22 protein-coding genes are annotated in these 25,385 nt (G+C 70.8%); 13 read left to right on the top strand and 9 right to left on the bottom strand.

Annotated elements, in window-relative coordinates; all coding sequences use genetic code 11:
* Nucleotides 1–120 precede the first annotated feature (120 nt).
* The 7 genes from ACYVF4_RS10840 (at nt 121) to ACYVF4_RS10810 (ending at nt 7,551) form a co-directional block, all read left to right on the top strand.
* A complete protein-coding gene (locus ACYVF4_RS10840) occupies nt 121–396 on the top strand; it encodes an HPr family phosphocarrier protein (RefSeq protein WP_460723126.1) in 276 nt (91 codons plus the stop codon).
* A 6-nt stretch (nt 397–402) separates the two neighbouring features.
* Nucleotides 403–2,076, top strand: coding sequence for a phosphoenolpyruvate--protein phosphotransferase (gene ptsP, locus ACYVF4_RS10835; protein ID WP_460722546.1), 1,674 nt, complete (start codon nt 403–405; stop codon nt 2,074–2,076).
* Nucleotides 2,073–3,617 (top strand): PTS mannitol transporter subunit IICB, encoded by a 1,545-nt coding sequence (locus ACYVF4_RS10830; RefSeq protein WP_460722544.1) that lies wholly within the window; start codon nt 2,073–2,075, stop codon nt 3,615–3,617. The genes ptsP and ACYVF4_RS10830 overlap by 4 nt, the downstream gene beginning before the upstream one ends.
* 102 nt (nt 3,618–3,719) lie before the next feature.
* Nucleotides 3,720–4,157: a PTS sugar transporter subunit IIA gene (locus tag ACYVF4_RS10825; protein ID WP_460722542.1), complete on the top strand. Its 438-nt coding sequence runs from the start codon at nt 3,720–3,722 to the stop codon at nt 4,155–4,157.
* A complete protein-coding gene (locus ACYVF4_RS10820) occupies nt 4,157–5,311 on the top strand; it encodes a mannitol-1-phosphate 5-dehydrogenase (RefSeq protein ID WP_460722540.1) in 1,155 nt (384 codons plus the stop codon). Before ACYVF4_RS10825 ends, ACYVF4_RS10820 begins: the two co-directional genes overlap by 1 nt.
* Nucleotides 5,312–5,548: 237 nt before the next feature.
* Nucleotides 5,549–6,328: an alpha/beta hydrolase gene (locus tag ACYVF4_RS10815; RefSeq protein ID WP_460722538.1), complete on the top strand. Its 780-nt coding sequence runs from the start codon at nt 5,549–5,551 to the stop codon at nt 6,326–6,328.
* A 317-nt stretch (nt 6,329–6,645) separates the two neighbouring features.
* Nucleotides 6,646–7,551, top strand: coding sequence for a hypothetical protein (locus ACYVF4_RS10810; protein ID WP_460722536.1), 906 nt, complete (start codon nt 6,646–6,648; stop codon nt 7,549–7,551).
* An 85-nt stretch (nt 7,552–7,636) separates the two neighbouring features.
* Here the strand turns inward: ACYVF4_RS10810 and ACYVF4_RS10805 are convergent, their stop codons facing one another.
* The 8 genes from ACYVF4_RS10805 to ACYVF4_RS10770 all read right to left on the bottom strand — a co-directional run bounded on the left by ACYVF4_RS10805 (nt 7,637) and on the right by ACYVF4_RS10770 (nt 17,185).
* On the bottom strand, nt 7,637–8,752 hold the full coding sequence (locus tag ACYVF4_RS10805; protein ID WP_460722534.1) for an adenosine deaminase: 1,116 nt from the start codon (nt 8,750–8,752) through the stop codon (nt 7,637–7,639).
* Nucleotides 8,753–8,808: 56 nt separating this feature from the next.
* On the bottom strand, nt 8,809–10,101 hold the full coding sequence (locus ACYVF4_RS10800) for a thymidine phosphorylase (protein WP_460722532.1): 1,293 nt from the start codon (nt 10,099–10,101) through the stop codon (nt 8,809–8,811).
* Nucleotides 10,098–10,499, bottom strand: coding sequence for a cytidine deaminase (locus tag ACYVF4_RS10795; RefSeq protein WP_460722530.1), 402 nt, complete (start codon nt 10,497–10,499; stop codon nt 10,098–10,100). Before ACYVF4_RS10795 ends, ACYVF4_RS10800 begins: the two co-directional genes overlap by 4 nt.
* Before the next feature lie 52 nt (nt 10,500–10,551).
* The gene (locus ACYVF4_RS10790) at nt 10,552–11,832 is read right to left on the bottom strand and encodes an ABC transporter permease (protein ID WP_460722528.1); all 1,281 of its coding nucleotides are present in this window, start codon (nt 11,830–11,832) and stop codon (nt 10,552–10,554) included.
* A complete protein-coding gene (locus ACYVF4_RS10785) occupies nt 11,829–13,154 on the bottom strand; it encodes an ABC transporter permease (RefSeq protein ID WP_460722526.1) in 1,326 nt (441 codons plus the stop codon). Before ACYVF4_RS10785 ends, ACYVF4_RS10790 begins: the two co-directional genes overlap by 4 nt.
* Nucleotides 13,151–14,662, bottom strand: a complete 1,512-nt coding sequence (locus tag ACYVF4_RS10780; protein ID WP_460722524.1) for an ABC transporter ATP-binding protein — start codon at nt 14,660–14,662, stop codon at nt 13,151–13,153. The genes ACYVF4_RS10785 and ACYVF4_RS10780 overlap by 4 nt, the downstream gene beginning before the upstream one ends.
* Before the next feature lie 89 nt (nt 14,663–14,751).
* Nucleotides 14,752–15,900: a BMP family lipoprotein gene (locus ACYVF4_RS10775; RefSeq protein ID WP_460722522.1), complete on the bottom strand. Its 1,149-nt coding sequence runs from the start codon at nt 15,898–15,900 to the stop codon at nt 14,752–14,754.
* 169 nt (nt 15,901–16,069) lie between these two features.
* On the bottom strand, nt 16,070–17,185 hold the full coding sequence (locus ACYVF4_RS10770; RefSeq protein WP_460722520.1) for a mannose-1-phosphate guanylyltransferase: 1,116 nt from the start codon (nt 17,183–17,185) through the stop codon (nt 16,070–16,072).
* 192 nt (nt 17,186–17,377) lie between these two features.
* Between ACYVF4_RS10770 and sdhC the strand changes: the two genes are divergently transcribed.
* From sdhC to ACYVF4_RS10740, 6 genes are read left to right on the top strand one after another with little or no spacing between them, the layout of a single operon-like run.
* A complete protein-coding gene (gene sdhC, locus ACYVF4_RS10765; RefSeq protein WP_460722518.1) occupies nt 17,378–17,812 on the top strand; it encodes a succinate dehydrogenase, cytochrome b556 subunit in 435 nt (144 codons plus the stop codon).
* Entirely contained in the window at nt 17,812–18,261 is a 450-nt protein-coding gene (locus ACYVF4_RS10760) for a succinate dehydrogenase hydrophobic membrane anchor subunit (protein WP_460722516.1), read from the top strand. Before sdhC ends, ACYVF4_RS10760 begins: the two co-directional genes overlap by 1 nt.
* 49 nt (nt 18,262–18,310) lie before the next feature.
* Nucleotides 18,311–20,137, top strand: coding sequence for a succinate dehydrogenase flavoprotein subunit (gene sdhA / locus ACYVF4_RS10755; protein ID WP_460722514.1), 1,827 nt, complete (start codon nt 18,311–18,313; stop codon nt 20,135–20,137).
* Nucleotides 20,137–20,931, top strand: coding sequence for a succinate dehydrogenase iron-sulfur subunit (locus ACYVF4_RS10750; protein ID WP_460722512.1), 795 nt, complete (start codon nt 20,137–20,139; stop codon nt 20,929–20,931). Before sdhA ends, ACYVF4_RS10750 begins: the two co-directional genes overlap by 1 nt.
* 40 nt (nt 20,932–20,971) lie before the next feature.
* Nucleotides 20,972–22,099, top strand: a complete 1,128-nt coding sequence (locus tag ACYVF4_RS10745) for a YihY/virulence factor BrkB family protein (RefSeq protein ID WP_460722510.1) — start codon at nt 20,972–20,974, stop codon at nt 22,097–22,099.
* Between the two features lie 44 nt (nt 22,100–22,143).
* A complete protein-coding gene (locus ACYVF4_RS10740) occupies nt 22,144–23,004 on the top strand; it encodes an exodeoxyribonuclease III (RefSeq protein WP_460722508.1) in 861 nt (286 codons plus the stop codon).
* Here ACYVF4_RS10740 and ppsA read toward each other — a convergent pair.
* Nucleotides 22,989–25,373: a phosphoenolpyruvate synthase gene (ppsA, locus tag ACYVF4_RS10735; protein ID WP_460722506.1), complete on the bottom strand. Its 2,385-nt coding sequence runs from the start codon at nt 25,371–25,373 to the stop codon at nt 22,989–22,991. The genes ACYVF4_RS10740 and ppsA overlap by 16 nt on opposite strands.
* Between the last annotated feature and the right edge of the window lie 12 nt (nt 25,374–25,385).

The raw sequence follows: 25,385 nt of genomic DNA, 5'->3' as shown, positions 1-25,385 counted from the left end.
TTCGGAGACCTGGACGGCACCCGGACCCTGGGGATCGTGCGAGCCGCCGCACCGGCATCCCCCACACCGCCCACCCCCGCCCCCACGCAGACAGCCACGACACAGACAGAGAGGTCGACCATGCCCGCCATCTCGAGGACGGTCCACATCGGGTCGTCGCACGGCCTGCACGCCCGCCCGGCCAAGCTGTTCGCCCAGGCCGCGAAGGACGCCGGCATCCCGGTCACGATCGCGAAGGGGTCGGGAGCGCCGGTCAACGCCGCGAGCATCCTGGGCGTGATCGCGCTCGGCGTGGAGTACGGCGACTACGTCACCCTCACCGCCGACGGCGACGGCGCCGACGACGTCCTCGACCAGCTGAGCGAACTGCTCACGACCGACCACGACGCGGAGTAACACGACATGGCAGAACTCAGAGGAGTCGGAATCGGCCTGGGCGTCGCCCAGGGCCCCGTCGCGCGCATGGCAGACCCCCTGCCCGCCCCGGCGGACGAGCCGAGCGCGCGGAGCGTCGAGGACGAGAAGGCCCGGGTCGCCGAGGCGGTGGCCGCCGTGGCGCGCGAGCTCGAGGCGCGCGGCGCGCAGGCGGGCGGCGCGGCACGCGACGTCCTCGAGGCGCAGGCGATGATGGCCGAGGACCCGACGCTCCAGGCCGAGGTGGACACCCGGCTGGCGCAGGGCAAGACCGGCGAGTTCGCCGTCCACGACGCCTTCGCGTCCTTCCGCGACCAGCTGACCGCGCTCGGCGGCTACCTCGGCGAGCGCGCGGCGGATCTCGACGACGTCGCGCAGCGGGTCATCGCCCGTCTGCGGGGGGTCGCCGCTCCCGGCGTCCCCGACCCGGGGCATCCGTTCGTGCTCGTGGCGAAGGACCTCGCGCCGGCCGACACCGCCCTGCTCGATCTCGACAAGGTGCTGGCGCTGGTCACCACCGAGGGCGGACCCACCTCGCACACCGCGATCCTCGCGCGCGAGAAGGCGATCGTCGCGGTGGTCGGGGCGACGACGGCGACGGCGCTCGCCGACGGCGAGACGGTGATCGTGGATGCCGCCGCCGGCGTCGTCACGACCGACCCCACCCCGGAGCAGCTGGCGCGGGCGCAGCGGCGGGCCGCCGACCGCGCCGCCGCCGCCGACGCGCCCGTGACGCCGGGGGCGCTGGCCGACGGCACCGCGGTGCCGCTGCTGGCGAACCTCGGGAGCCCGAAGGGTGCCGCCGAGGCGGTCGAGCTCGGCGCCGAGGGTGTGGGGCTCTTCCGCACCGAGTTCCTGTTCCTCAGCTCGAGCCAGGCTCCCACCGTCGCGCAGCAGCGCGAGGCGTACACCGCGCTGCTGAAGGAGTTCCCGGGCAAGAAGGTCGTCGTGCGGGTGCTGGACGCCGGCGCCGACAAGCCGCTGCCCTTCCTCAACGACGCGCACGAGGAGAACCCCGCCCTGGGGCTGCGCGGACTTCGCGCGCTCCGCGCGAGCGAGGACATCCTGCGCGAGCAGCTGACGGCACTCGCCGAGGCGGATGCCGCCACGCAGGCGGATCTGTGGGTGATGGCCCCCATGGTCTCGACGGTGGAAGAGACGGCGTACTTCGTCGAGATCGCCCGCGAATACGGCGTCAAGACGGCCGGTGTCATGGTCGAGGTGCCCTCGTCGGCCCTGCTGGCCGACCGCGTGCTCGCCTACGCGGACTTCGCCTCGGTCGGCACGAACGACCTGACGCAGTACACCCTGGCCGCCGACCGGCTGCTGGGCTCGGTCGCCGCGTTCCAGGATCCGTGGCATCCGGCCGTCCTGACCCTCATCCGCCAGGTCGGCGCGGCCGGCCGCGCGGCCGGCAAGCCCGTCGGCATCTGCGGCGAGGCCGCGGCCGACCCGCTGCTGGCGGTCGTCCTCGTCGGCCTCGGCGCGACGACCCTCTCGATGGCCCCGACCGCGCTCGCGGACGTGCGGGCCACGCTTCTGCAGTACTCCCTCGACGATGCGCGAAGCATCGCCGAGGCGACCCTCGCCGCCGACGACGCGGCGACCGCCCGAACCGCGGCACAGGAGGCCGCGGCCCGTACGAAGGAGACACAGCAATGACAACGGCGTCCGTCTCGGGAGGCAAGAAGGCGCGGGTCCACGTCCAGCGCTTCGGCACCTTCCTCTCCGGCATGATCATGCCGAACATCCCCGCGCTGATCGCGTGGGGCATCATCACGGCGTTCTTCATCCCTGTCGGGTGGACCCCCAACGCCGACCTGTCGACCATGGTCGGCCCGATGATCCACTTCCTGCTGCCGATCCTCATCGCCTACACGGCGGGCTACATGGTCTACAAGGTCCGCGGCGGCGTCGTCGCCTCGATCGCGGTCATGGGCGCGATCGCCGGGTCGGACCTGCTCATCGCGCAGTTCAACGCCGCGCTCCCCGAGGGCGAGGATCAGCTCGGCCAGATCCACATGTTCATCGGCGCGATGATCATGGGGCCGCTCGCCGCGTACACCATGAAGTGGCTCGACGGCCTGTGGGAGGGCAAGATCAAGGCCGGCTTCGAGATGCTCGTCAACATGTTCTCGGCGGGCATCTGGGGCTTCGTCATGGCCGTCGTCGGGTTCTACCCGGTGGCGTGGCTGGTCAACGGCATCATGACCGTCCTCGGCAACGCCGTGAACTGGCTGGTCGACACCGGACTGCTGCCGCTGACGAGCATCATCATCGAGCCGGCGAAAGTCTTCTTCCTCAACAACGCCATCAACCACGGCGTGCTCACGCCGCTCGGCCTCGCCCAGGCGGACCAGGACGGCAAGTCGATCCTCTTCCTGCTCGAGGCCAACCCCGGCCCCGGCGTCGGCCTGCTGCTGGCGTTCACGATCTTCGGCATCGGCGCGGCGCGCGCCTCGGCGCCGGGCGCGGCCGTCATCCAGTTCTTCGGCGGCATCCACGAGGTGTACTTCCCGTTCGCGCTCATGAAGCCGATCCTGATCCTGGCGCTCATCGCGGGCGGCATGACCGGCGTCACCACCAACATGCTCTTCGGCGCGGGGCTACGAGCACCCGCAGCGCCGGGCTCGATCTTCGCCGTGCTGGCGCAGACGGCCACGGACAGCTACGTGGGCGTGATCCTGTCGGTCATCCTCTCGGCGGCGGTCACGTTCGTCATCTCGGCGATCATCCTGCGCGCCTCGCGCAAGCGCGACCTGGCGGCGGAGGGCGACCAGTTCGCCGACGCGGTCTCGCGCACGGCCGAGAACAAGGGCAAGTCCTCGGCGGCGCTCGACGGCCTGCGCGGCTCGGGGGCGGCCACCGCCGCCGCGGCCGGCACCGCCGGCGCCGTGGCCACGCGTCCGGTCAAGAGCATCGTGTTCGCGTGCGACGCCGGCATGGGCTCGTCGGCGATGGGGGCCAGCGTCCTGCGCAACAAGATCAAGAAGGCCGGCATCGAGGACGTCACGGTGGTCAACAAGGCCGTCGCCAACCTCGACACCTCGGCCGACCTGGTCATCACGCAGAACCAGCTCACCGACCGTGCGCGCCACGTGGCGCCGGACGCCATCCACGTCTCGGTCGACAACTTCATGAACTCGCCGAAGTACGACGAGGTCGTGGACCTGGTACGCGAGCAGCACAAGGATGGGGTGTAGCCGCAGCAGACGACTGCGGGGTCGGGCGGCGAGAGGCCCCCGGCCCCGTGGTCCTTTTCCGGGGCCGCCGGCTCCGGCATCCGTGGGAAGAAAGGCGAGAACATGGCACGTGACGTCCTCAGCATCGGACAGGTGCGGATCCACTCCGGCAGCGCGACGCGCGAAGAGGCGATGAAGGAGGCGGCGGACATCCTCGAGGCGGCGGGCGCCGTGACCCACCGCTACTTCGACGCGATGCAGCAGCGCGAAGAGACCGTCTCGACCTACATGGGCAACGAGCTGGCGATCCCGCACGGCACGAACGAGACCAAGAACGAGATCCTCGACTCCGCGCTCTCGGTCGTCCGCTATGACGGCGGGGTGGACTGGGGCGGCGAGGCGGTCACCTTCGTCGTCGGCATCGCCGGCAAGGGCGACGAGCACCTCGAGATCCTGTCGCAGATCGCGATCCTGTTCTCGGACGAGGACGACGTGGCGCGGCTGAAGGCGGCGGCCACGCCCGAGGAGCTGTTCCAGATCGTCTCGTCGGCGGGGGTCTGATGAAGGCCGTCCACTTCGGCGCCGGCAACATCGGGCGCGGCTTCGTCGGGCTGCTGCTGCACGAGGGCGGCTACGAGCTGGTGTTCTCGGACGTCGCCGCACCTCTCGTCGACGCCATCAACGCCGCGAAGGAGTACACCGTCCACGAGGTCGGCGAGGGCGGCCGGGACACCGTCATCACCGGCTTCCGGGCACTCAACAGCGCCGAGGACCCGCAGGCGGTCGCCGACGAGATCGCCACGGCCGACGTCGTGACGACGGCCGTGGGTCCGACGATCCTGCCGTTCGTCGCCCCGCACATCATCGCCGGGCTCGCCCTGCGGGAGCCCGGCGCTGCGCCGCTGCAGATCATGGCGTGCGAGAACGCCATCAACGCCACCGACATCCTGCGCGACGAGATCGCGCGCCAGGCCGGCGAGGCGTGGGACGCCCTGGCAGGCAGCGCGGTGTTCGCGAACACCGCCGTGGACCGCATCGTGCCGGGCCAGCCCGAGGGCGCCGGCATCGACGTGACGGTCGAGCCGTTCTACGAGTGGGCGATCGAGCAGGAGCCGTTCGGGGCGTCCCCGCCCCGCATCCCCGGCGCGCACTTCGTCGACGACCTGGCGCCGTACATCGAGCGGAAGCTCTTCACCGTCAACACCGGCCACGCCACGACGGCGTACTTCGGCGCGGCGGCCGGGGTGGAGCGTATCTCGGACGCGCTGGCCGACCCGTGGATCGCCCCGCGGGTCGAGGCGGTGCTCGAAGAGACGTCGGCACTGCTGGTGGCCAAGCACGGCCTGGACGCGGACGCCCAGGCCGAGTACCGCCGCACGATCCTCGGGCGCTTCCGCAACCCCGCGCTGCCGGACACCGTGTGGCGGGTCGGCAGGCAGCCGCTGCGCAAGCTGTCGCGGCACGAGCGGTTCGTCGGCCCCGCGGCCGAGGCCGCCGAGCGCGGGCTGCCGGTAGACGCCCTGGTGGACGCGATGGGTGCGGCCCTGCGCTTCGACGACCCCGAGGACGCCCAGTCCGTCGATCTGCAGCGGATGCTGCGGGAGGAGGACGCCGCGGCGATGACCACGGCCGTCACGGGGCTGGACCCGGACCACCTGCTCTTCCCCCGCGTCCTCGAAGTGGTGCGCGCGCGGCAAGCCGAGCTGAGGGCCTGAAGGGCGGTGTCCGCCGCCGGCGCCCGCGGCGGCGGCGTGCAGAAGTCCACGGATCCGGGCGTGCCAGGCGCCGGGCGGCCTGCCGGAGGCGTCAGGGCGACCGGATCTGTGGAGTCCTGAACCTCACTCGCGCCGCCGGGGCCGGGACCTCTGCCTCACTCGCGCCGCCGGGGCCGGGACCTCTGCCGGACTCGCGCCGCCGGCCCGGGACCGCCCGCCGCGGGCTACCCTCGAACCGTGCCCGAGACCTCGCCCCCGCGGCCCCGCCGCGGGCTGCCGCGCCGCGGTCGGCGGGCGCTGGCCTGGGCCGCCGGCATCCTCGGCGCCACCCTGCTCCTCGGGGTCATCGGCGTCGCGATCTGGAGCCAGGTCGGCGTCATGGCCGCCGAGCCCGCCGCGGTCGCCGCAGTGCGGGAGAACAGCGCGGTCTCGGTCACTGAGACGGATTCCGCGGTGCTGCTGGCACCGGCATCCGGGGAATCGGTCGTGGGACTCGTGTTCATCCCCGGCGCGAAGGTGGACCCGTGGGCGTATGCGGCGAAGCTGTTCGGCGTGGTCGAGCGCGGAGTGACCGTCGTCGTCACGCGGCCCTGGCTGAACCTCGCCTTCTTCGACCTGCGCCCGCTGTCGGCGTTCACCGCCGCCGCGCCAGGTGTGGAGACCTGGATCGTCGGCGGCCATTCCCTGGGCGGAGTGAAGGCGTGCCAGCACGCGGGCGATGCCGACGCGCTCGCGCTGTTCGCGTCGTACTGCGCGAACGACCTCGCGGATTCCGGACTCGCGGTGCTGAGCGTGGGCGGCAGCGAGGACCTGCTCACGACGCCGGACGACATCGCGGCCGCACGCGCGCTGCTTCCCGCGGACGCCGAGGTCGTCGAGATCGCGGGGGCGTCGCACTCGTCGTTCGGCGACTACGGGATCCAGCCCGGTGATGGACGGCCGTCGATCAGCGACCCCGCGATGACGGAGCGCCTGACCGACCTCGTCGGCGCGCTCGCGCAGGCCGTCGCCCGCTGAGCCGCAGGCCCGTTGGCAGGCTGAGCCGCACGGCCGTCGGCAGGCTGAGCCGCAGGCCGCCGGCAGGCTGAGCCGCAGGCCGCCGTGCCACCCCGGCCGCCACGCGACGCGACCCGGTGGCGGTCAGAACTCCACGGATCTGTGGGCTCAGGCGCCGTCGCGCGCCCCACGGCGACGCGCGCGCCGCGAACCCGTGGAGTTCTGAAGCCCCGCACCCGTCACGAACCTCTCCTCCCCAGGGCAGGTCACCGGCGGGGCGATCCACAGTCGCGGCCGCCGGGCCGCCGCCGCCGAGCGCGCGCGGCAGGCTGGCCCGGGTGACAACGCCTGCAGAACTGGCCGAGACGATCCTTTCCGCGACGTTCCGCACCCGCGCCTCGCTGCGGGCGGAGGGGATGACGGGCCGCGGACTCACCCTCGCGGTAGCGGCCGGCACGCTCCTGCGGCTGCGGAACGGCCGCTACGTCCCCGCGGATCTCGATGAGCGCCTCGTCGCGGCGGGTCGGCTGGGCGGCCGGCTCGACTGCGTGTCGCTGCTGCATGCGCTCGGGGTCTTCGTGCGGAAGAAGCCCGGACTGCATCTGCAGCTCGAGCCGGGGACCACGCGGCTCCCCTCCCGGCCGAAGAAGACCGTCCCGCACTGGCGGCGCACCGCGCGGGGCAGGGACAGCCTCGCGGCCGACATCGTCGGCGCACTGGCGCAGGCGTGCCGGTGCCAGGGTGTCCGGGACGCGGTCGCGACGCTCGACAGCGCCTGGCACCACGGTCTCGTCGACGAGGACGGGATCGCGGACGTCTTCGCCCTGCTCCCCCGCCGCTACCAGGTGCTGCGGGGACTGCTCGACCGGCGGAGCGAGTCAGGTTGCGAGACCCTCATGCGCCTGCTTCTGCGGGGGCTGGGCGGCGAGGTCCAGATCCAGGTCAGGATCGCGGGAGTCGGGCGGGTGGACATGGTCGTCGACGGCTGGCTCATCGTCGAGTGCGACAGCAAGGCGCATCACGAGGGATGGGATGCCCAGAAGAAGGACCGGCGGCGCGACCTGCGCGCCGCCGCACTGGGGTACACCACCGTGCGCCCGCTCGCCGAGGACATCCTCTTCCGCCGCGACGAGCTCGTTGCTCGGATGCGGGGAGTCCTGGCGCACGGGCCAGTAGCCGCTCGGGTTCAGAACTCCACGCGATCGAGCGGGCGGAGCCGGCGGCGGGCGGCCGCGGCCGCGTGACGCTCCGGATGCGTGGAGTTCTGCACCCGAGCCGGTCGCGGGCCAGCCGCGGACCTGCCCGCGACCGCGCCGCCAGCCCGCCGACCTAGCGGTCGAAGCCCTCGCCGATGAGCTCGATGAGCTCCTCGCGCTCCTCGACGGCGAGGAAGGCACCGGCAGCCGCGTTCAGCTGGAACACCTCGAGGTCGTCGAGGTCGTAGTCGAAGGCGTCGGCCAGCAGCGACAGCTCGCGGGTGAGGGACGTGCGGCTCATCGTGCGGTTGTCGACGTTCACCGTGACGGCGAAGCCCAGCTGGTACAGCAGGTCGAAGGGGTGGTCCTCGAGCGAGTCCCCCCACGCCGCGATCGCGCCGGTCTGCAGGTTCGACGACGGCGACAGCTCCAGCGGGATCTCGCGGTCGCGCACCCAGCGGGCGACATCCCCGAACTGCACGAACACGTCCTCGCCCTCGCGCGAGACGACCTCGAGGTCGGATGCGAGGCGCACGCCGTGCCCGAGCCGCAGGGCACGTCCGTCGATCAGCGCCGAGCGGATCGAGTCGAGCCCAGCGGCCTCGCCGGCGTGGACCGTGACCGGGAAGAACTCCGACGCCAGGTAGTCGAACGCCTCGCGGTGCCGCGAGGGCGGGAAGCCGTCCTCGGGACCGGCGATGTCGAAGCCGACGGCTCCGCGACGGCGCCAGCGCACGGCGAGCTCGGCGATCTCGCGCGAGCGGTCGGTGTGGCGCATGGCGGTGATGAGCTGCCCGACGCGGATGTCGCCGCCGGCGTCGGCGACGGTGTCCTCGCCCTCTTCGATGCCCTCCTGCACCGCCTCGACGACCTCGTCCAGCGTCAGCCCGCCGGCGAGGTGCTGCTCGGGCGCCCACCGGACCTCGCCGTAGACCACGCCGTCGGCGGCGAGGTCCTCGACGAACTCCCGCGCCACGCGCGTGAGGCCCGCGCGGGTCTGCATGACCGACGTCGTGAGGTCGAACGTCTTGAGGTACTCCACGAGCGAGCCCGAGTCGCTGCGGTCGGCGAACCAGTCCGCGAGGGCAGCCGCGTCGGTCTCGGGAACCTCGACCCCGGCGTCGTCGGCCAGTTCGAGGATGGTGGCCGGCCGCAGCGCGCCGTCGAGGTGGTCGTGCAGAGAGACCTTCGGCAGGCTCCGGATCGAGACTCCCTGAAGGACGGCGTCGCCGTGCTGATCGATGGCCATGGAGGTTCTCCTCGGGAAGTTCGGAAAAGGGTGGACGGACGACGAGGCGTGGCGGATCAGGCGGTGACGCGCTCGAGGACCAGCGGGACGGATGCCGGGGCCTCAGCCCCGACCCGCCACGCGCCCTCGAGCGCCTCGAGCGCGCGATCGAACCGCGTGTCATCCTCGCCGAGCAGGGTGAACAGCGGCTGACCGGCGGCCACCCGTTCGCCGGGCTTGACGTGGAGGTCGATGCCGGCGGCGTGGAGCACGGGGTCCTCCGCCCGCGCGCGGCCGGCGCCCAGGCGCCACGCGGCGATGCCGAACGGCAGGGCCTCGAGCGCGGTCACGTAGCCGGCCTCGGTCGCGGTGACGGTGTGGGTCTCGCGGGGCGCCGGCAGAGCGGCATCCGGATCACCGTCCTGCGCGCGGATCATGGCGCGCCAGACGTCCATGGCCCGCCCGTCGCGAAGGGCCTGCTCGACATCGGCGTCGGGCTGGCCGGCGAGGGCGAGCATCTCGCGCGCGAGCGCGACGGTGAGCTCGACGACGTCGGCCGGACCGCCGCCGGCGAGCACCTCGACGGATTCGCGCACCTCGTTGGCGTTGCCGATCGCGAGGCCCAGGGGCGTGTTCATGTCGGTCAGCAGCGCGGTCGTGGACACGCCCGAGTCGGTGCCGAGGGCGACCATCGTGCGGGCGAGCTCGCGTGCAGGGTCGACGTCCTTCATGAACGCGCCGGAACCGAACTTGACGTCGAGGACCAGGGCGTCGGTGCCCTCGGCGATCTTCTTGGACATGATGCTCGAGGCGATGAGCGGGATCGCCTCGACGGTGCCGGTGACGTCGCGCAGCGCGTAGAGCTTCTTGTCGGCGGGGGCGAGGCCTGATCCGGCGGCGCAGATGACGGCGCCGACGTCGCGCAGCTGGGCGAACATCTCGTCGTTGGACAGCGCGGCGCGCCAGCCCGGGATGGACTCCAGCTTGTCGAGGGTTCCGCCGGTGTGCCCGAGTCCGCGACCGGACAGCTGCGGCACCGCCACCCCGAACGCCGCGACGAGCGGCGCGAGCGGCAGCGTGATCTTGTCCCCGACCCCTCCCGTGGAGTGCTTGTCGACGGTGGGCTTGCCGAGCCCGGCGAAGCTCATGCGCTCGCCCGAGGCGATCATGGCGTCGGTGAGCACGCGGATCTCGTCGCGTTCCATGCCGTTGAGCAGCACCGCCATCGCGAACGCCGACATCTGCGCGTCGGCGACGTAGCCGCGGGTGTACGCGTCGACCATCCACCGCAGCGCGTCCTCGCCCACCGCGCCGCCGTCGCGCTTGGCGCGGATGACGTCGACGGCGTCGAACGGCTCGGGGGCGCTCATCGCGAGACCGCCTCGAGGTCGCGGGGGCCGAAGGCGTCGGGCAGCACCTCGTCGATCGTGCGGATGCCGGAGACGGTCTCGAGAAGCATCCCGGGCATCGCGAACTCGTAGAGCAGCTGTCGGCAGCGGCCGCACGGCATGATCGTCTCGCCGTTGCCGTTGACGCACACGAACGCCACGAGCTCGCCGCCGCCGGACATCTGCAGGTCCGACACCAGCCCGCATTCGGCGCAGAGCCCGACGCCGTACGAGGCGTTCTCGACGTTGCACCCGGTCACCACGCGCCCGTCCGACACGAGGGCGGCGGCGCCCACTTTGTACCGGGAGTACGGCGCGTACGCGCGGGTCATGGCCTCGGCCGCAGCCGCGCGCAGCTCGTCCCAGTCGATGTCGGTCACGGTCGGCCTTCCTCGGGTCGCGGATCAGGGGGGTGGGATGCGGACACGACCCTCATCCCTTGATGTAGGGCTTGCCGGCCGCGGCGGGACCGCGGATCTGGCCCGCGAAACCGGCGACGGCGACGATGGTGACCACGTACGGCAGCATCAGCATGAACTCGCTGGGGATCGGGGTGCGCAGCACGGTCAGCAGGTTCTGCAGGTTCGTCGCGAAGCCGAACAGCAGCGCCGCCAGGGTCGCGCGGATCGGGTCCCAGCGTCCGAAGATCACTGCGGCGAGGGCGATGAAGCCCAGGCCCGCCGTCATCTCCTTCGTGAACTGCCCCACCGAGACGAGCGTGAAGTACGCGCCGCCGACGCCGGCGATCGCGCCGGCGAGCGAGACGTTCCAGAACCGGCTGGTGTTGACCCGGATGCCGACGGTGTCGGCCGCCTGCGGATGCTCCCCCACCGCGCGAAGGCGCAGACCCCACCGCGACCGGTAGAGCCCCCACGCCACGACGGCGACGGTGATGTACATCAGGTACACGATGAAGGTCTGGTTGAACAGCACCGGGCCGATGATCGGGATGTCGCCGAGGAGCGGGATCTCGAGGCGCGTGAAGCGGATCGGGCGGTTGAGCTCCGACTCGTTGGGCACGAGCAGCGCGCCGTAGAGGAAGCCGGTCAGGCCGGTGACGAGCACGTTGAGCACGACGCCGACGATGACCTGGTCCACGAGGTACTTGATCGAGAACGCCGCCAAGACGAAGGCCACCAGCACGCCGCCGGACATCGCCGCCAGCAGGCCGATGAACGGGTTGCCGGTGATGCTGGACAGCAGCGCGGCACTGAACGCGCCGAAGAGGAACTGTCCTTCGATGGCGACGTTGACGACACCCACCCGCTCACCGATGACCCCGCCGAGGGCGCCGAATATGAGGGGCACCGACAGCGATACGGCGCCGAACAGCAGGCCGGTGACGGGCACCAGGCCGCCGGCGGCGGCCCACACCAGGAAGGCGAACACGGCGAGCACGCCGAAGACGATCGGCAGCCACAGCCGCGTCCGCGTGTAGGTCCACGCCTCCCACAGCGCCCACGCGGCGAGGGCGGCCAGCAGCGCGAGCACGATCCACGAGGTCGCCGCAGTGGGGACGCTCACGTTGGGCAGGGCGATCGTCGACGACGGATCACCCAGGCGGAAGGTGCTGACGCCGTCGCGCGGGACCAGCAGGAACAGCAGCGCCAGCAGCACCGTGACGAGTCCGAGGGTGACGGCGAGCTTGAAAGTGCGGACCTTGACCGTGGTCAGCGGCAGCGCGCCCTGGGGCGCGAGAGTTGCGGCGGTCATGCCGTCACCGCCTTCCGCGTGGACTTGGCTCTGGCCTTCGCGGCCTTCTCGGCGTCGGTCTTCGGCAGGAAGAAGATCGTTCGGATGAGGGGCGGCGCGGCGATGAACAGCACGATGAGCGACTGCACGACCAGGACGATGTCGACCGGGATGCCCTGCGAGGCCTGCATGGTGAACGATCCCGCCTTGAGGGCGCCGAACAGGATGCCGGCGGCGAAGACGCCCCATGCACGGCTGCGGCCGAGGAGGGCCACCGTGATGGCGTCGAACCCGATGCCCGCGTCGATCAGGCCGTCGAAGCCGGTGACCACCGCGCCCTGGATCTGGTTCATGCCGGCGAGGCCCGCGAGTCCCCCGGCGAACAGCATCGCGTAGATGTACATCCGCTGCACCGAGATGCCCGCGGCCCGCGCGGCGTGGGGGTTCTCACCCACGGCCCGCAGCCGGAAGCCCAGGCTCGAGCGCTCGACCAGCCACCACACGAAGACGGTGGCGGCGATGACGATCACGAAGCCCCAGTCCAGCAGCGGGAAACGCGGGCCGAGCAGTTCGGGGAACTGGGCGTTGGCGGGCGTCGGTGCAGAGATGGGCTGGTCCTCGGCGGAGCGCTGCAGCAGCCCGGGCGTGCGCACCATCCACGTGACGAAGTAGAACGCCACGTAGTTGAGCATGATCGTCAGGATGACCTCGTGCGCTCCGGTGCGGGCCTTCAGAACACCCACGATGCCGCCCCACAGCGCGCCGCCGGCGATGCCGGCGGCGAGGGTCAGCGGCAGCTGCAGGAACATCGGCAGGTCGAGGTTGAAGGTCAGGAGCGCCGCCACCGCCGCCCCGATGAGGATCTGCCCGCGGCCGCCGATGTTGAACAGCCCGACGCGGAAGGCCACGGCGACGCCGAGGCCCGCGGCAATCAGCGGCGCCGCGAACCCGAGGGTGTTGGTGAGCGGGCGGATCTGGGTGAGGAAGTCGTCGGCGCGCGCATTGAAGATCGCGCCGCGGAACATGGCCTCGTACCCGCCGTACACGGCGCTCCAGATCGCCCCGAGGGTGTCGGCCGGGCGAGCGAAGAAGTAGCCCGCCGCCGCCTGGACGTCCTCGTCGGTGATCGCCATCAGGATGCCGCCGACGATCATCGCCACCACGACGGCGAGGAGCGTGGTGACCCAGTTGCGGCGCAGCAGCTCGCGGATGAAGACGTTCTGCCGCGGCGGGGGCGGCACGTCCTGACCCTGACCGGTCAGCGGACTGGAGACGTGCGACAGCTGCTCGGGCGGAAGCCCCTTCAGGGGCTCTTCGCCCGCCCCGGGCGTCGGACCGCTCACGCTGCCTCCTCAGGCTTCTCGCCGGCCATCATGAGGCCGAGCACATCGCGGGGGGTGTCGCCGGGAACGATGCCGATGATCGTGCCCCGGTACATCACCGCGATCCGATCCGCGAGCGCGGCGACCTCGTCCAGCTCGGTCGAGACGACGATGACGGGGATGCCGGCATCCCGGGTCTCGACGATGCGCTTGTGGATGAACTCGATCGAGCCCACGTCGACGCCGCGCGTGGGCTGAGCGGCCAGCAGCATCTTGAGGTCGCGGCTCAGCTCGCGTGCGATCACGACCTTCTGCTGGTTGCCGCCCGAGAGGGTGCCCGCAGGGACGCCCGCGCCCTGCGTGCGGATGTCGTATTCGCGGATGCGCTCGCGGGCGAACTCGTCCAGCACGCCCCGGCGGATCGTGCCGGCACCGACGAAGGCCGAGTCCGAGGAGCGGTCGAGGATGAGATTCTCGGCGACGCTGAACCCGCCCACGAGGCCGTCCTCGGTGCGGTCCTCGGGGACGAACCCGACACCTTCGTCGAGGATCGCGCGGACGCTCCTGCCGACGAGCTCCACGCCGTTCAGCCGCACCGAGCCGGTCACGCGGTCGGCGAGGCCGACGATGGCCTCGACGAGCTCGGTCTGGCCGTTGCCCTGCACGCCCGCGACGGCGAGGACCTCGCCGGGGCGGACGTCGAAGCTCACGTCGTCGACGACGACGGCGCCGCCCGGGGCGATGACCCGAAGATCCCGGACCTCGAGTCCTCCGGATGCGACCTGCGCGGGATTCTTCTGGACGGTCAGCTCGACCGCGCGGCCGACCATGAGCGAGGCGAGCTCCGCGTTCGACGCGGTCGGAGAGGCCTCGCCGACGACCTTGCCGAGCCGGACGACGGTGATGCGGTCGGCGACCTCGCGGACCTCTCGCAGCTTGTGGGTGATGAAGACGATCGCCGTCCCCTCGTCGCGCAGCTGACGCATGATGGCCATCAGCTCATCGGTCTCCTGCGGCGTCAGGACGGCGGTGGGCTCGTCGAAGACGAGCACCTTGGCGTCGCGCGAGAGCGCCTTGATGATCTCGACGCGCTGCTGCACGCCCACGGGCAGGTCGCCGACGAGCGCGTCGGGGTCGACCTCGAACCCGAACCGGTCGGCGACGGCGCGCACGCGCGCCCGCGCCTGCGCGAGGTCGAGGGCCCCGAGTGCCTTGGTGTCCTCGTGGCCGAGCATGACGTTCTCGGCCACGGTGAAGACGGGGATCAGCATGAAGTGCTGGTGGACCATGCCGATGCCGGCCGCCATGGCGTCGCCGGGGCCTCGGAAGTGCTGGACGACGTCGTCCAGCAGGATCTCGCCCTCGTCGGCCTGGTACAGCCCGTAGAGGACGTTCATGAGAGTGGATTTGCCGGCGCCGTTCTCGCCCAGCAGGGCGTGGATCTCCCCGGGATTCACCACCAGATCTATGTGGTCGTTCGCGACGAGGGACCCGAAACGCTTCGTGATTCCACGGAGCTCGAGCTTCATATCTGCACCCTACCCATCGACGTCATCGGCCTGGAAGAACCGCGGCCGGGTGGAGAACCCACCCGGCCGCGGTGCGCTTGCGCGCGGAATTACGGGGAGCTGGGCGAGGTGACCTCGAGCTCACCGGCGATGATCTGCTCCTGCAGGGCCGCGAGCTCGTCGAGCAGGCCCTCGGGCAGCTCCGCCTCGAACGAGCCGAAGCCCGAGAGGCCCACGCCCTCGTTCTCGAGCGTGCCGACGTAGGGAGTGGTGTCGTACTCGCCGGATGCCGCCTCGATCGTGGCCTGGTAGACCGCCTCGTCGATGCGCTTCATGATCGACACCAGCACCAGGTCGGCCACCGACGGGTCGGCGGCGGCGAGGTCGGAGTCGACGCCGAGCATGACGGTGTCGGTGCCGCTGTCGGCGATCGCGTCACGGGCGCTCTGGTAGATCGGACCGCCCACGGGCAGGATCACGTCGGCGCCCTGGTCGAGGATGCCCTGCATGGCCTGCTTGGCGGTGTCGTTGGCCGCGAAGCCGCCGGTCATCGAGCCCTGCTGCGCGTCGACGTCCCAGCCCAGGGTCTGGACGTCGGCGCCCTTGTCCTCGTTGTACTTCGCCACGCCGTCGACGAAGCCGTCCATGAAGATCGTCACGGGCGGGATCGGGATGCCGCCGACGGTGCCGACCTTGTTGACGCCCGACTGAGCCGACCACGCCGCCGCGGCGTAGCCGCCGAGATAGGCGGCCTGCACCGTGTCGAACATGAGGGGCTTGATGTTGGGCGCGTCGGTCTTCCCGTCGCCGATGTCCTTGCCCTCGTCGTCCGTGGCGCCGGTGTTGTCGGCCCAGTCGTCGATGATCGCGTACTCGACCTCGGGGTTGGCGGTCGCCGAGGCGACGGTGTCGCTCGACAGCTTGAAGCCGACCGCGACGATGAAGGTGCAGCCCTCAGCGATGAGGTTGTCGAGGTTGGGCGCGTAGTCGTTCTGCGAGCTGGACTCGACCTCGATGGCCTCGACACCGAGCTCCTCGGCGGCGCGGTCGATGCCCTCCTTCGCCGACTGGTTGAACGACTTGTCGTTGAAGCCGCCGTCGTCCGAGACGAGGCAGGGCAGGAAGTCCGAGTCGGGCTCAGGTGCGGCGCCGCCGTCGGTCGAGCCGGCGTCGGGGGCGCTGCCGCAGCCCGAGAGGGCGACGATCAGGCCCGCGGCGGCGGTGATGCCTGCAAGCTTCTTGGTGCGTGAGATGGTCAACTCAGCCTCCCCATCGATGCCCCGAGTCCGTCACGGGGACTGCACAAAGTTACACACTGTGTCGCCGTTCTTGCACACCTGCACGCTGGGCGGCATCGAATGGTTACAAAGACGCAATCTCTTGTCACACAGGACGCGATCTCACCGGGCGCGCGCGCCCGGGCCCGCGTCAGAGGACGTCGCCGCGCCCCGTGAGCTTCAGGGCGTCCACGACGCCCTTGACCCGCTGGGCGTGCTCGCTGGTGGTCACCAGCAGCGCATCGGGAGTGTCGACGACGACGATGTCCTTGACGCCGACCAGGCTGATGACCCGCTGGGTCTGGCTCACGACGATGCCGCTGGCGGCATCCGAGAGGATGCGGGCGTTCTCGCCGAGGATCGCCAGGTCGTTCTTGCGGCCGTGCGAGTTGAGCTTGGCGAGGCTCGCGAAGTCGCCCACGTCGTCCCAGTCGAAGTGACCGGGGACCACGGCCAGGCGCCCCTTCTCGGCGGCCGGCTCGGCGACGGAGTAGTCGATGGCGATCTTCTTGAGGGTCGGCCACACGCGATCGACGACCGGTCCGCGCGCCCCGCGGTCGTCCCAGGCCTCGGCGAGGTCCATGAGCCCGGCGTAGAGCTGCGGCTCCTGCTCGGCGATCTCGCCGAGCAAGACGTCGGCGCGCGAGATGAACATGCCCGCGTTCCACAGGTACGACCGGTCGGCGAAGTACTCCTTCGCGGTCTCGAGGTCGGGCTTCTCGACGAACCGCTCGACGGTGGCGGCCTCGGGCGCGCCGTCGACGATGAGCTCGCCCGACTTCTTGATGTAGCCGAAGCCCACCGACGGCTCGGTCGGCGGGATGCCGAGGGTGCAGATGTACCCCTCGCGGGCGACGGCGATCGCCTGCCGCACCGCCCAGTCGAACAGGTGGGGCACGCGGATGACGTGGTCGGCGGCGAACGAGCCGATGATGACGTCGGGCTCGCGCTTGGACAGGATGGCCGCGGCGAGGCCGATCGCCGCGGTGGAGTCGCGGGGCTCGGACTCGAGGAAGACGTTCTTGTCCGGGATGCCGGGCAGCTCGTGCTCGACGGCCGCGCGGTGCGCGCGCCCGGTGACGACCGCGATGCGGTCGGGGCCGGCCAGCGGCTCGAGGCGGTCCCACGTGTCGCGAAGCAGCGAGTGCCCGGAGCCCGTGAGGTCGTGCAGGAACTTCGGCGCGTCCGCGCGCGAGAGCGGCCACAGCCGGCTGCCGATGCCCCCGGCGGGGATGACGGCGTAGAAGTCCTCGATCGGCTCAGGCATGGCGCCAGCCTAACCGCACGCCCGTTTGTCTCGATATCGAGACAATTCGGTCCGTCCGGGCGTCGCCCGCGTCCGAGACGGGAATAGGATGGGGGCAGCGCCCGCGTGACGCCGGCGACCGGGCCGTGTCGGCCGGGCCGCCCGAAGGGGCATCGACCCGCCCCCACCGTGATCGATCCAGGGAGGACGGCCGTGTCTGCACCAGCACGCGTCATACCGTCGGTGTCCGAGACCACGTCGAAGGTTCCGCGCGGAACCCTCTACCGCGGCAACGAAGGCATGTGGTCGTGGGTGCTTCACCGCATCACCGGCATCGCCATCTTCTTCTTCCTGCTGGTGCACATCCTCGACACGGCGCTGATCCGCGTCTCGCCCGAGGCTTACGACGCGGTGATGGCCTCGTACAAGAACCCGCTGATGGGGCTCGGCGAGGTCGTCCTGGTCGGCGCGGTCGCCTACCACGCGTACAACGGCCTGCGGATCATCCTGGTCGACTTCTGGTCGTGGGCCACCCGCCACCAGCGGCAGCTGTGGTGGGGTGTCTGGGGCCTGTGGCTGGCCACGATGGCGCCCTTCACCGTGCGTCACCTCATGAACGTCTTCGGCGACTTCGGAGGGGGTCACTGATGTCCGGCACCATCGCCGATCCGCGCGCGCCGCACGCCGCCCCGCGCCGCAAGGGCCCGAACCTCGAGAAGGCGGGCTGGATCTACATGCGCGTCTCGGGGCTGCTGCTGATCGTCCTGATCTTCGGCCACCTCTTCGTCAACCTCATGCTCGGCGAGGGCATCCACGGCATCGACTTCGCGTTCGTCGCGGGCAAGTTCGCCACTCCGTTCTGGCAGTGGTGGGACGTGCTGATGCTGTGGCTCGCGCTCATCCACGGTGCCAACGGCATGCGCACGATCGTGAACGACTACGTGTCGGGCGAGACCACGAGGCGCATCCTCGTCGGCGCGATCTGGCTGTCCGCCGCCTTCCTCATCCTGCTCGGCACGCTCGTCGTGTTCACCTTCGACCCGTGCCTGGGACTGAGCTCCACCAGCCCCGAGTGGCTCCAGGAGGTCTGCGCGTAGCGCAGGCCCGCATCCCTCCCCTTCCCGATTAACCGGAAAGCACTGCAGCGTGACCACTGACACCACCGACAGCTACGTCAAGGACGGCGTCCACTACCACCAGTTCGACATCGTCATCGTCGGTGCCGGCGGCGCCGGCATGCGAGCGGCCATCGAGGCCGGTCCCGGCGCGAAGACGGCGGTCATCAGCAAGCTGTACCCCACGCGCTCCCACACCGGGGCGGCGCAGGGCGGCATGGCGGCGGCCCTGGCCAACGTCGAAGAGGACTCGTGGGAGTGGCACACCTTCGACACGGTCAAGGGCGGCGACTACCTCGTCGACCAGGACGCCGCCGAGATCCTCGCGAAAGAGGCGATCGACGCCGTCATCGACCTCGAGAACATGGGCCTGCCGTTCAACCGTACGCCCGAGGGCAAGATCGACCAGCGTCGCTTCGGCGGCCACACCGCCGACCACGGCAAGAGCCCGGTGCGCCGCGCGTGCTACGCCGCCGACCGCACGGGGCACATGATCCTGCAGACGCTGTTCCAGAACTGCGTCAAGCTCGGCATCAACTTCTTCAACGAGTTCTACGTCCTCGACCTCATCACCACGAAGGATGCCACGGGCAAGACGGTCATCGCGGGCGTCGTCGCCTATGAGCTGGCCACCGGCGACCTGCACGTCTTCCACGCCAAGGCGGTCGTGTTCGCCACCGGCGGGTTCGGCAAGATCTTCAAGACGACCTCCAACGCCCACACCCTCACCGGCGACGGCGTCGGGATCGTCTGGCGCAAGGGCCTGCCGCTCGAGGACATGGAGTTCTTCCAGTTCCACCCGACCGGCCTCGCCGGTCTCGGCATCCTGCTGACCGAGGGCGCGCGCGGCGAGGGCGCGATCCTGCGCAACGTCTCGGGCGAGCGCTTCATGGAGCGCTACGCCCCCACCATCAAGGACCTCGCCCCCCGCGACATCGTCAGCCGATGCATGGTGCAGGAGGTCGCCGAGGGACGCGGCGCCGGCCCCCACCGCGACTACGTGCTGCTGGACTGCACGCACCTGGGCGCCGAGGTGCTCGAGACGAAGCTCCCCGACATCACCGAGTTCGCCCGCACCTACCTCGGGGTCGACCCCGTCGTCGAGCCGGTGCCGGTCATGCCGACCGCGCACTACGCGATGGGCGGCATCCCCACCAATGTCAACGCCGAGGTGCTCGCCGACAACGAGACGGTGGTCCCGGGCCTGTACGCCGCGGGCGAGTGCGCCTGCGTCTCGGTGCACGGCTCGAACCGCCTGGGCACCAACTCGCTGCTGGACATCAACGTCTTCGGCAAGCGCGCCGGCCGCAACGCCGTCGAGTACGTCAAGACCGCCGACTTCGTGCCGCTGCCCGCCGACCCCGCCAAGGAGGTCCGCGACATGATCGAGGGTCTGCGCGCGAACGCCGGCACCGAGCGCATCGCGGTACTGCGCAAGACGCTCCAGGACGAGATGGACCGCAAGGCCCAGGTGTTCCGCACCGACGAGTCCCTCGGCGAGGTGCTGGATGTCATCGAGGAGCTGCGCGAGCGCTTCAAGAACATCCACGTCGACGACAAGGGCAAGCGCTACAACACCGACCTGCTCGAGGCGGTCGAGCTCGGCTTCCTGCTCGACATCGCCGAGGTCGTCGTCGTCACCGCCCGCAACCGCAAAGAGAGCCGCGGCGGGCACATGCGCGACGACTTCCCCCAGCGCGACGACGAGAACTACATGAAGCACACCATGGCGTATCTCTCCGGGGATGCCGGGTCGTCGCACGCCGAAGACCACATCCGCCTCGACTGGAAGCCGGTGGTGTTCACCAAGAACGAAGCCGGCGAGTTGCGCTACCCGCCGCTGGAGAGGAAGTACTGATGGCCACCACGGCAACCGACGTCATCGCGCACAGCGACGCCGACGCTCCCCAGCGCGCGAGCGAGACCGCGAACGACACCGGCATCCAGTCGTTCCTCGTCACCTTCATCGTCCGGCGCTTCGATCCCGAGGTCGACGACGAGCCGCGCTGGGTCGACTACGACGTGGAGCTCTACTCCACCGACCGCGTGCTGGACGCGCTGCACAAGATCAAGTGGGAGGTCGACGGCTCGCTGTCGTTCCGCCGCTCGTGCGCCCACGGCATCTGCGGCTCGGACGCGATGCGCATCAACGGCCGCAACCGGCTCGCGTGCAAGACGCTCATCAAGGACCTCGACATCTCGCAGCCGATCTACGTCGAGGCCATCAAGGGTCTGCCGCTCGAGAAGGACCTCATCGTCGACATGGAGCCCTTCTTCGCCTCGTATCGCGAGGTGCAGCCGTTCCTGATCTCGAGCACCAAGCCGGAGCCCGGCAAGGAGCGCATCCAGTCGATCGTGGACCGCGAGGTGTTCGACGACACCACCAAGTGCATCCTGTGCGCCGCGTGCACGTCGTCGTGCCCGGTCTTCTGGACCGACGGGCAGTACTTCGGCCCGGCGGCGATCGTCAACGCGCACCGCTTCATCTTCGACTCGCGCGACGACGCCGGCGACGTGCGCCTGGACATCCTCAACGACAAGGAGGGCGTGTGGCGGTGCCGCACCACCTTCAACTGCACCGAGGCGTGCCCGCGCGGCATCGAGGTCACCAAGGCGATCGCCGAGGTCAAGCAGGCGGTGCTGCGCGGCTGAGCCGCGCGCCGCACCCGTCCCCGGTCGGTAGGGTGACCGGATGAGCGAAACCGGGGCACGAGCCCTCCGGCGCGCCACCCAGGTCACCCGGCGGACGCTGGAATGGTTCCCGATCCGGGTGTGGCGCCACTTCCTGCAGCACAACGGCTTCCTGCTCGCCGCGGGGGTCAGCTATCAGACGCTGTTCGCAGCGTTCGCGACGATCTACGTCGCCTTCGCCGCCGCGGGCGTGTGGCTCGGCGGCAGCCAGCAGGCGATCGACGGCCTCATCGGCATCATCAACAGCTACATTCCCGGCCTGATCTCGGACAGCGGCGGTCTTTTCACCCCGCTGCAGGTGACCCGCATCGCCACCACCAGCACGGGCCTGCTGAGCGTCACGGGCGCGATCGCGGCGGCGACCCTCATCTGGACCGCCATCGGGTCGATCACGTTCTCGCGGCGGGCGGTCCGCGATGTGTTCGGCATCCCGCCGGACCCGCGCCCGTACCTGCTGCTGAAGTCCACCGACCTGCTCGCGGCGATCGCCTTCGGAACCGCCCTCCTCCTCGGGTGGGCGCTGACCTCGGCCGGCACGTGGGCGACGAACGTCCTGTTCGACCTGGTCGGCTGGAGCACGCGGTCGATCTGGTTCAACGTCGCCGGGGCCGCGAGCGCTCTCGTGCTGCTGGTCGGCTTGAACACCGTGATCGTGGCGTTCCTGGTGAAGTTCCTCACCGGGACGGCGCTGGAGTGGCGGTTCGTCTGGCCTGGCGCCCTGCTCGGCGGGTCGGCCACCGGCATCCTGCAGATCGGCGCCGGCCTCGCCTTCTCGTACTCGCCGACGAACGTGCTGCTGACGACCTTCGCGGTCTTCATCGGTCTGCTGCTGTGGTTCCGGCTGGTGGGAATCGTGGTGCTGGTCGCGGCCTCGTGGATGGCGGTGTCGGCCCGCGACGCCGATATGCCGCTGGTGGCATGGAGCGAGGAGGAGCGCCGCGTCGCCGAACACCGCGCCCTCGTCGTGGCGGCGCAGGTGCGGCTGCGGACGGCACGCGAGGAGCGCGAGCACGCGCCGCGGATGCTGCGGTGGCGCGCCGACCGAGCGGTGCGCGCCGCCGAGGATCACCTCGCGCGGCTGGAGGCGTCCCCTCCCCCGGAGCCGAAGCGGGGTTCCCTCTTCGAGTGAGGGCGCACGCGGGCGTGTCGGCGTCCGCCGTTAGGCTGTCCGTCGTGCCCCGCCGAGTCCGCATCGCCTCCATCAACGTCAACGGCATCCGCGCCGCCGTCCGCAAGGGCATGCGGGAGTGGCTCGACACCGCCGATGTCGACATCATGGCGCTGCAAGAGGTGCGGGCCACCGAGGACGAGCTGAGGGCCGCCCTCCCCGGCTGGCACGTCGTCAACGACGAGGCGGCGGCGAAGGGACGCGCGGGCGTCGCGATCGCCAGTCGGATGCCGGCGGGCGAGGTGCGCCGCACGCTCGGCTACGACCACCCCGGCCTCGAACCGCTCGACGCCGCCGGACGGTGGATCGAGGCGGACTTCGACGTCGACGGCGCTCCGCTCACGGTCGTCAGCGCCTACGTCCACACCGGCGAGGCGGACACCCCGAAGCAGGACCCGAAGTGGGCTTTCCTGGACGCCATGGAGCGGCGCCTGCCGCAGCTGGCCGCGGCGACCCCCCACGCCCTGGTGATGGGCGACCTCAACGTCGGCCATCGCACGCTGGACATCCGCAATTGGAAGGGCAACGTCAAGAAGTCCGGCTTCCTCCCCCGCGAGCGCGCCTACTTCGACCGGTTCCTCGGCGAGGCCGGCGCCGATGTGGACTGCGCCGACGGCACCCGGGGCACCGGGCTCGGCTGGGTCGACGTCGGCCGCCGCGTCGCAGGCGACGTCGACGGCCCGTACACCTGGTGGTCGATGCGCGGCCGGGCGTTCGACAACGACACCGGCTGGCGCATCGACTACCACCTGGCGACGCCCGCACTGGCCGAACGCGTGCACGACTACTGCGTCCACCGGGCGACCTCGTGGGACACGCGGTGGAGCGACCACTCCCCGGTCGTCGCGGACTACGAGGTCGGCTGAAGCCTGCCCGCCAGTCTCAGCCACGTCTCCACGACGGTGTCGGGGTTCAGCGACATCGAGGCGATCCCGCGATCGACCAGCCAGTCGGCGAGATCCGGGTGGTCCGACGGACCCTGACCGCAGATCCCGATGTACTTGCCGCGGCGCGTGCACGCCTCGATCGCCATCTCGAGCACCTTGAGGACCGCGGGGTCTCGCTCGTCGAACGTCGCCGCCACGAGGGAGGAGTCGCGGTCCAGACCCAGGACCAGCTGCGTCATGTCGTTCGAGCCGATGGAGAATCCGTCGAAGTGGTCGAGGAACTCGTCCGCCAGCAGAGCGTTCGAGGGGAGCTCGCACATCATGACGACCTCGAGGCCGTTCTCACCGCGGCGCAGGCCGTTCTCGGCGAGCAGGTCCACGACGCCGGCGCCCTCGGCGACCGTCCGCACGAACGGCACCATGATCTTCACGTTCGTCAGCCCCATCTCGTCGCGGACGAAACGCAGCGCCTCGCACTCCATGTCGAAGCACGCACGGAAGTCCGGCGAGACGTACCGCGAGGCCCCGCGCCAGCCGAGCATGGGGTTCTCCTCGCGCGGCTCGTAGCGATCGCCGCCGAGCAGGTTGGCGTACTCGTTGGACTTGAAGTCGCTCATCCGCACGATCACCGGCTCGGGCGCGAACGCCGCCGCGATCATCGACACGCCCTCCGCGATCCGCTGCACGAAGAAGTCCCTCGGCGACGGGTAGGCGGCGATGCGGTCGGCCACCTGCGACTGCAGGTCGTCCGGCAGCGCCTCGAACTCCAGCAGGGCGCGGGGGTGGATGCCGATCTGCCGGTTGATGATGAACTCCAGGCGCGCGAGTCCGACGCCCGCGTTCGGCAGCTTCGAGAACGAGAAGGCCTGATCGGGGGTGCCGACGTTCATCATGAGCTTGACCGGCACCGACGGCATCCGGTCGAGTTCGGTGTGCTCCTCGGCGAAATCGAGTCGTCCACGGTAGACGAAGCCCTCGTCCCCCTCGGCGCACGACACCGTCACCTCGTCGCCCTGGGCGAGGACGCGCGTGGCGTTGCCCGTGCCCACGACGGCGGGGATCCCGAGCTCGCGCGCGATGATCGCCGCGTGGCACGTGCGACCGCCGCGGTCGGTCACGATCGCCGAGGCCTTCTTCATGATCGGCTCCCAGTCGGGGTCGGTCATGTCGGCCACGAGGACATCGCCCACGGCGAACGCGTCCATCTGCGACAGGTCGGTGAGGACGCGGACGGGACCGGCGCCGATCTTCTGGCCGATCGCCCGGCCGCTGACCGCCACCTCGCCACGGGAGCTCAGCGTGAAGCGGCGCATGACGTTGCCGTCCTCGCGCGAGACGACGGTCTCGGGGCGGGCCTGCAGGATGTAGAGCCGGCCGTCGAGCCCGTCGCGGGCCCACTCGATGTCCATCGGGCGGCCGTAGTGCTGCTCGATCGTCACGGCGTGCCGGGCGAGCTCCTCCACGTCGGCGTCGCTGATGCTGAAGCGGGCGCGGTCGGCGGGGGCGACGTCGGCGAAGACGGTGCTGCCGCCCACGTGCGTGCCGGCGGTGTAGCGCATCGCGATGGCCTTCTCGCCCACCGAGCGCTTGAGGATCGCGGGGCGCCCGGCGGCGAGCGCGGGCTTGTAGACGTAGAACTCGTCCGGGTTGACGGCGCCCTGCACGACGGCCTCGCCGAGTCCGTACGAACTGGTGATGAACACCGCGCGGTCGAAGCCGGACTCGGTGTCCACCGTGAACATCACCCCCGAGGCGCCGATGTCGGAGCGCACCATCCGCTGGATGCCGGCCGACAGCGCCACATCGTGGTGGTCGAAGCCGTTGTGCACGCGGTAGGCGATGGCACGGTCGTTGTAGAGCGAGGCGAACACGGCGTGCACGGCGTGGATGATGTTGTCCACGCCGCCGATGTTGAGGAAGGTCTCCTGCTGGCCGGCGAACGAGGCGTCGGGAAGGTCCTCGGCGGTGGCGCTGGAGCGCACCGCCCACGTGACGGCGTCGGGGTCGGGGTCCGAGGCGATCAGGGTCGCGTACGCCTCGCGGATGTCCCGGTCGAGGTCCGCCGGAAGCGGCTGCCGCTCGATCCAGGACCGCACCGAGGCACCCACGCGCGACAGCGCCGCGACGTCGTCGATGTCGATCGCCTCGACGGCGGTGCGGATGCGCGCGTCCAGGCCGTCCGCCTCGAGGAACGCGCGGTACGCGTCGGCCGTCGTGGCGAAGCCGCCGGGGACGGCGACGCCCGCGCCTGACAGGTGCGAGACCATCTCGCCGAGCGAGGCGTTCTTGCCGCCGACCTGCGGCAGGTCGGCCATCCCGATCTCGTGGAACCACAGGATGTTGGTCATGGTGCTGCCTTT

The sequence above is a fragment of the Microbacterium aureliae genome, from assembly GCF_054780155.1.
This window is presented reverse-complemented; position numbering and strand designations above follow the sequence as displayed.

Coding starts and splice junctions, on each gene's coding strand:
- ACYVF4_RS10840 (WP_460723126.1), top strand. CDS start 121: ATGCCCGCCATCTCGAGGACGGTCCACATCGGGTCGTCGCACGGCCTG.
- ptsP (WP_460722546.1), top strand. CDS start 403: ATGGCAGAACTCAGAGGAGTCGGAATCGGCCTGGGCGTCGCCCAGGGC.
- ACYVF4_RS10830 (WP_460722544.1), top strand. CDS start 2,073: ATGACAACGGCGTCCGTCTCGGGAGGCAAGAAGGCGCGGGTCCACGTC.
- ACYVF4_RS10825 (WP_460722542.1), top strand. CDS start 3,720: ATGGCACGTGACGTCCTCAGCATCGGACAGGTGCGGATCCACTCCGGC.
- ACYVF4_RS10820 (WP_460722540.1), top strand. CDS start 4,157: ATGAAGGCCGTCCACTTCGGCGCCGGCAACATCGGGCGCGGCTTCGTC.
- ACYVF4_RS10805 (WP_460722534.1), bottom strand. CDS start 8,752: ATGGCCATCGATCAGCACGGCGACGCCGTCCTTCAGGGAGTCTCGATC.
- ACYVF4_RS10800 (WP_460722532.1), bottom strand. CDS start 10,101: ATGAGCGCCCCCGAGCCGTTCGACGCCGTCGACGTCATCCGCGCCAAG.
- ACYVF4_RS10790 (WP_460722528.1), bottom strand. CDS start 11,832: ATGACCGCCGCAACTCTCGCGCCCCAGGGCGCGCTGCCGCTGACCACG.
- ACYVF4_RS10780 (WP_460722524.1), bottom strand. CDS start 14,662: ATGAAGCTCGAGCTCCGTGGAATCACGAAGCGTTTCGGGTCCCTCGTC.
- ACYVF4_RS10770 (WP_460722520.1), bottom strand. CDS start 17,185: ATGCCTGAGCCGATCGAGGACTTCTACGCCGTCATCCCCGCCGGGGGC.
- ACYVF4_RS10760 (WP_460722516.1), top strand. CDS start 17,812: ATGTCCGGCACCATCGCCGATCCGCGCGCGCCGCACGCCGCCCCGCGC.
- ACYVF4_RS10750 (WP_460722512.1), top strand. CDS start 20,137: ATGGCCACCACGGCAACCGACGTCATCGCGCACAGCGACGCCGACGCT.
- ACYVF4_RS10745 (WP_460722510.1), top strand. CDS start 20,972: ATGAGCGAAACCGGGGCACGAGCCCTCCGGCGCGCCACCCAGGTCACC.
- ppsA (WP_460722506.1), bottom strand. CDS start 25,373: ATGACCAACATCCTGTGGTTCCACGAGATCGGGATGGCCGACCTGCCG.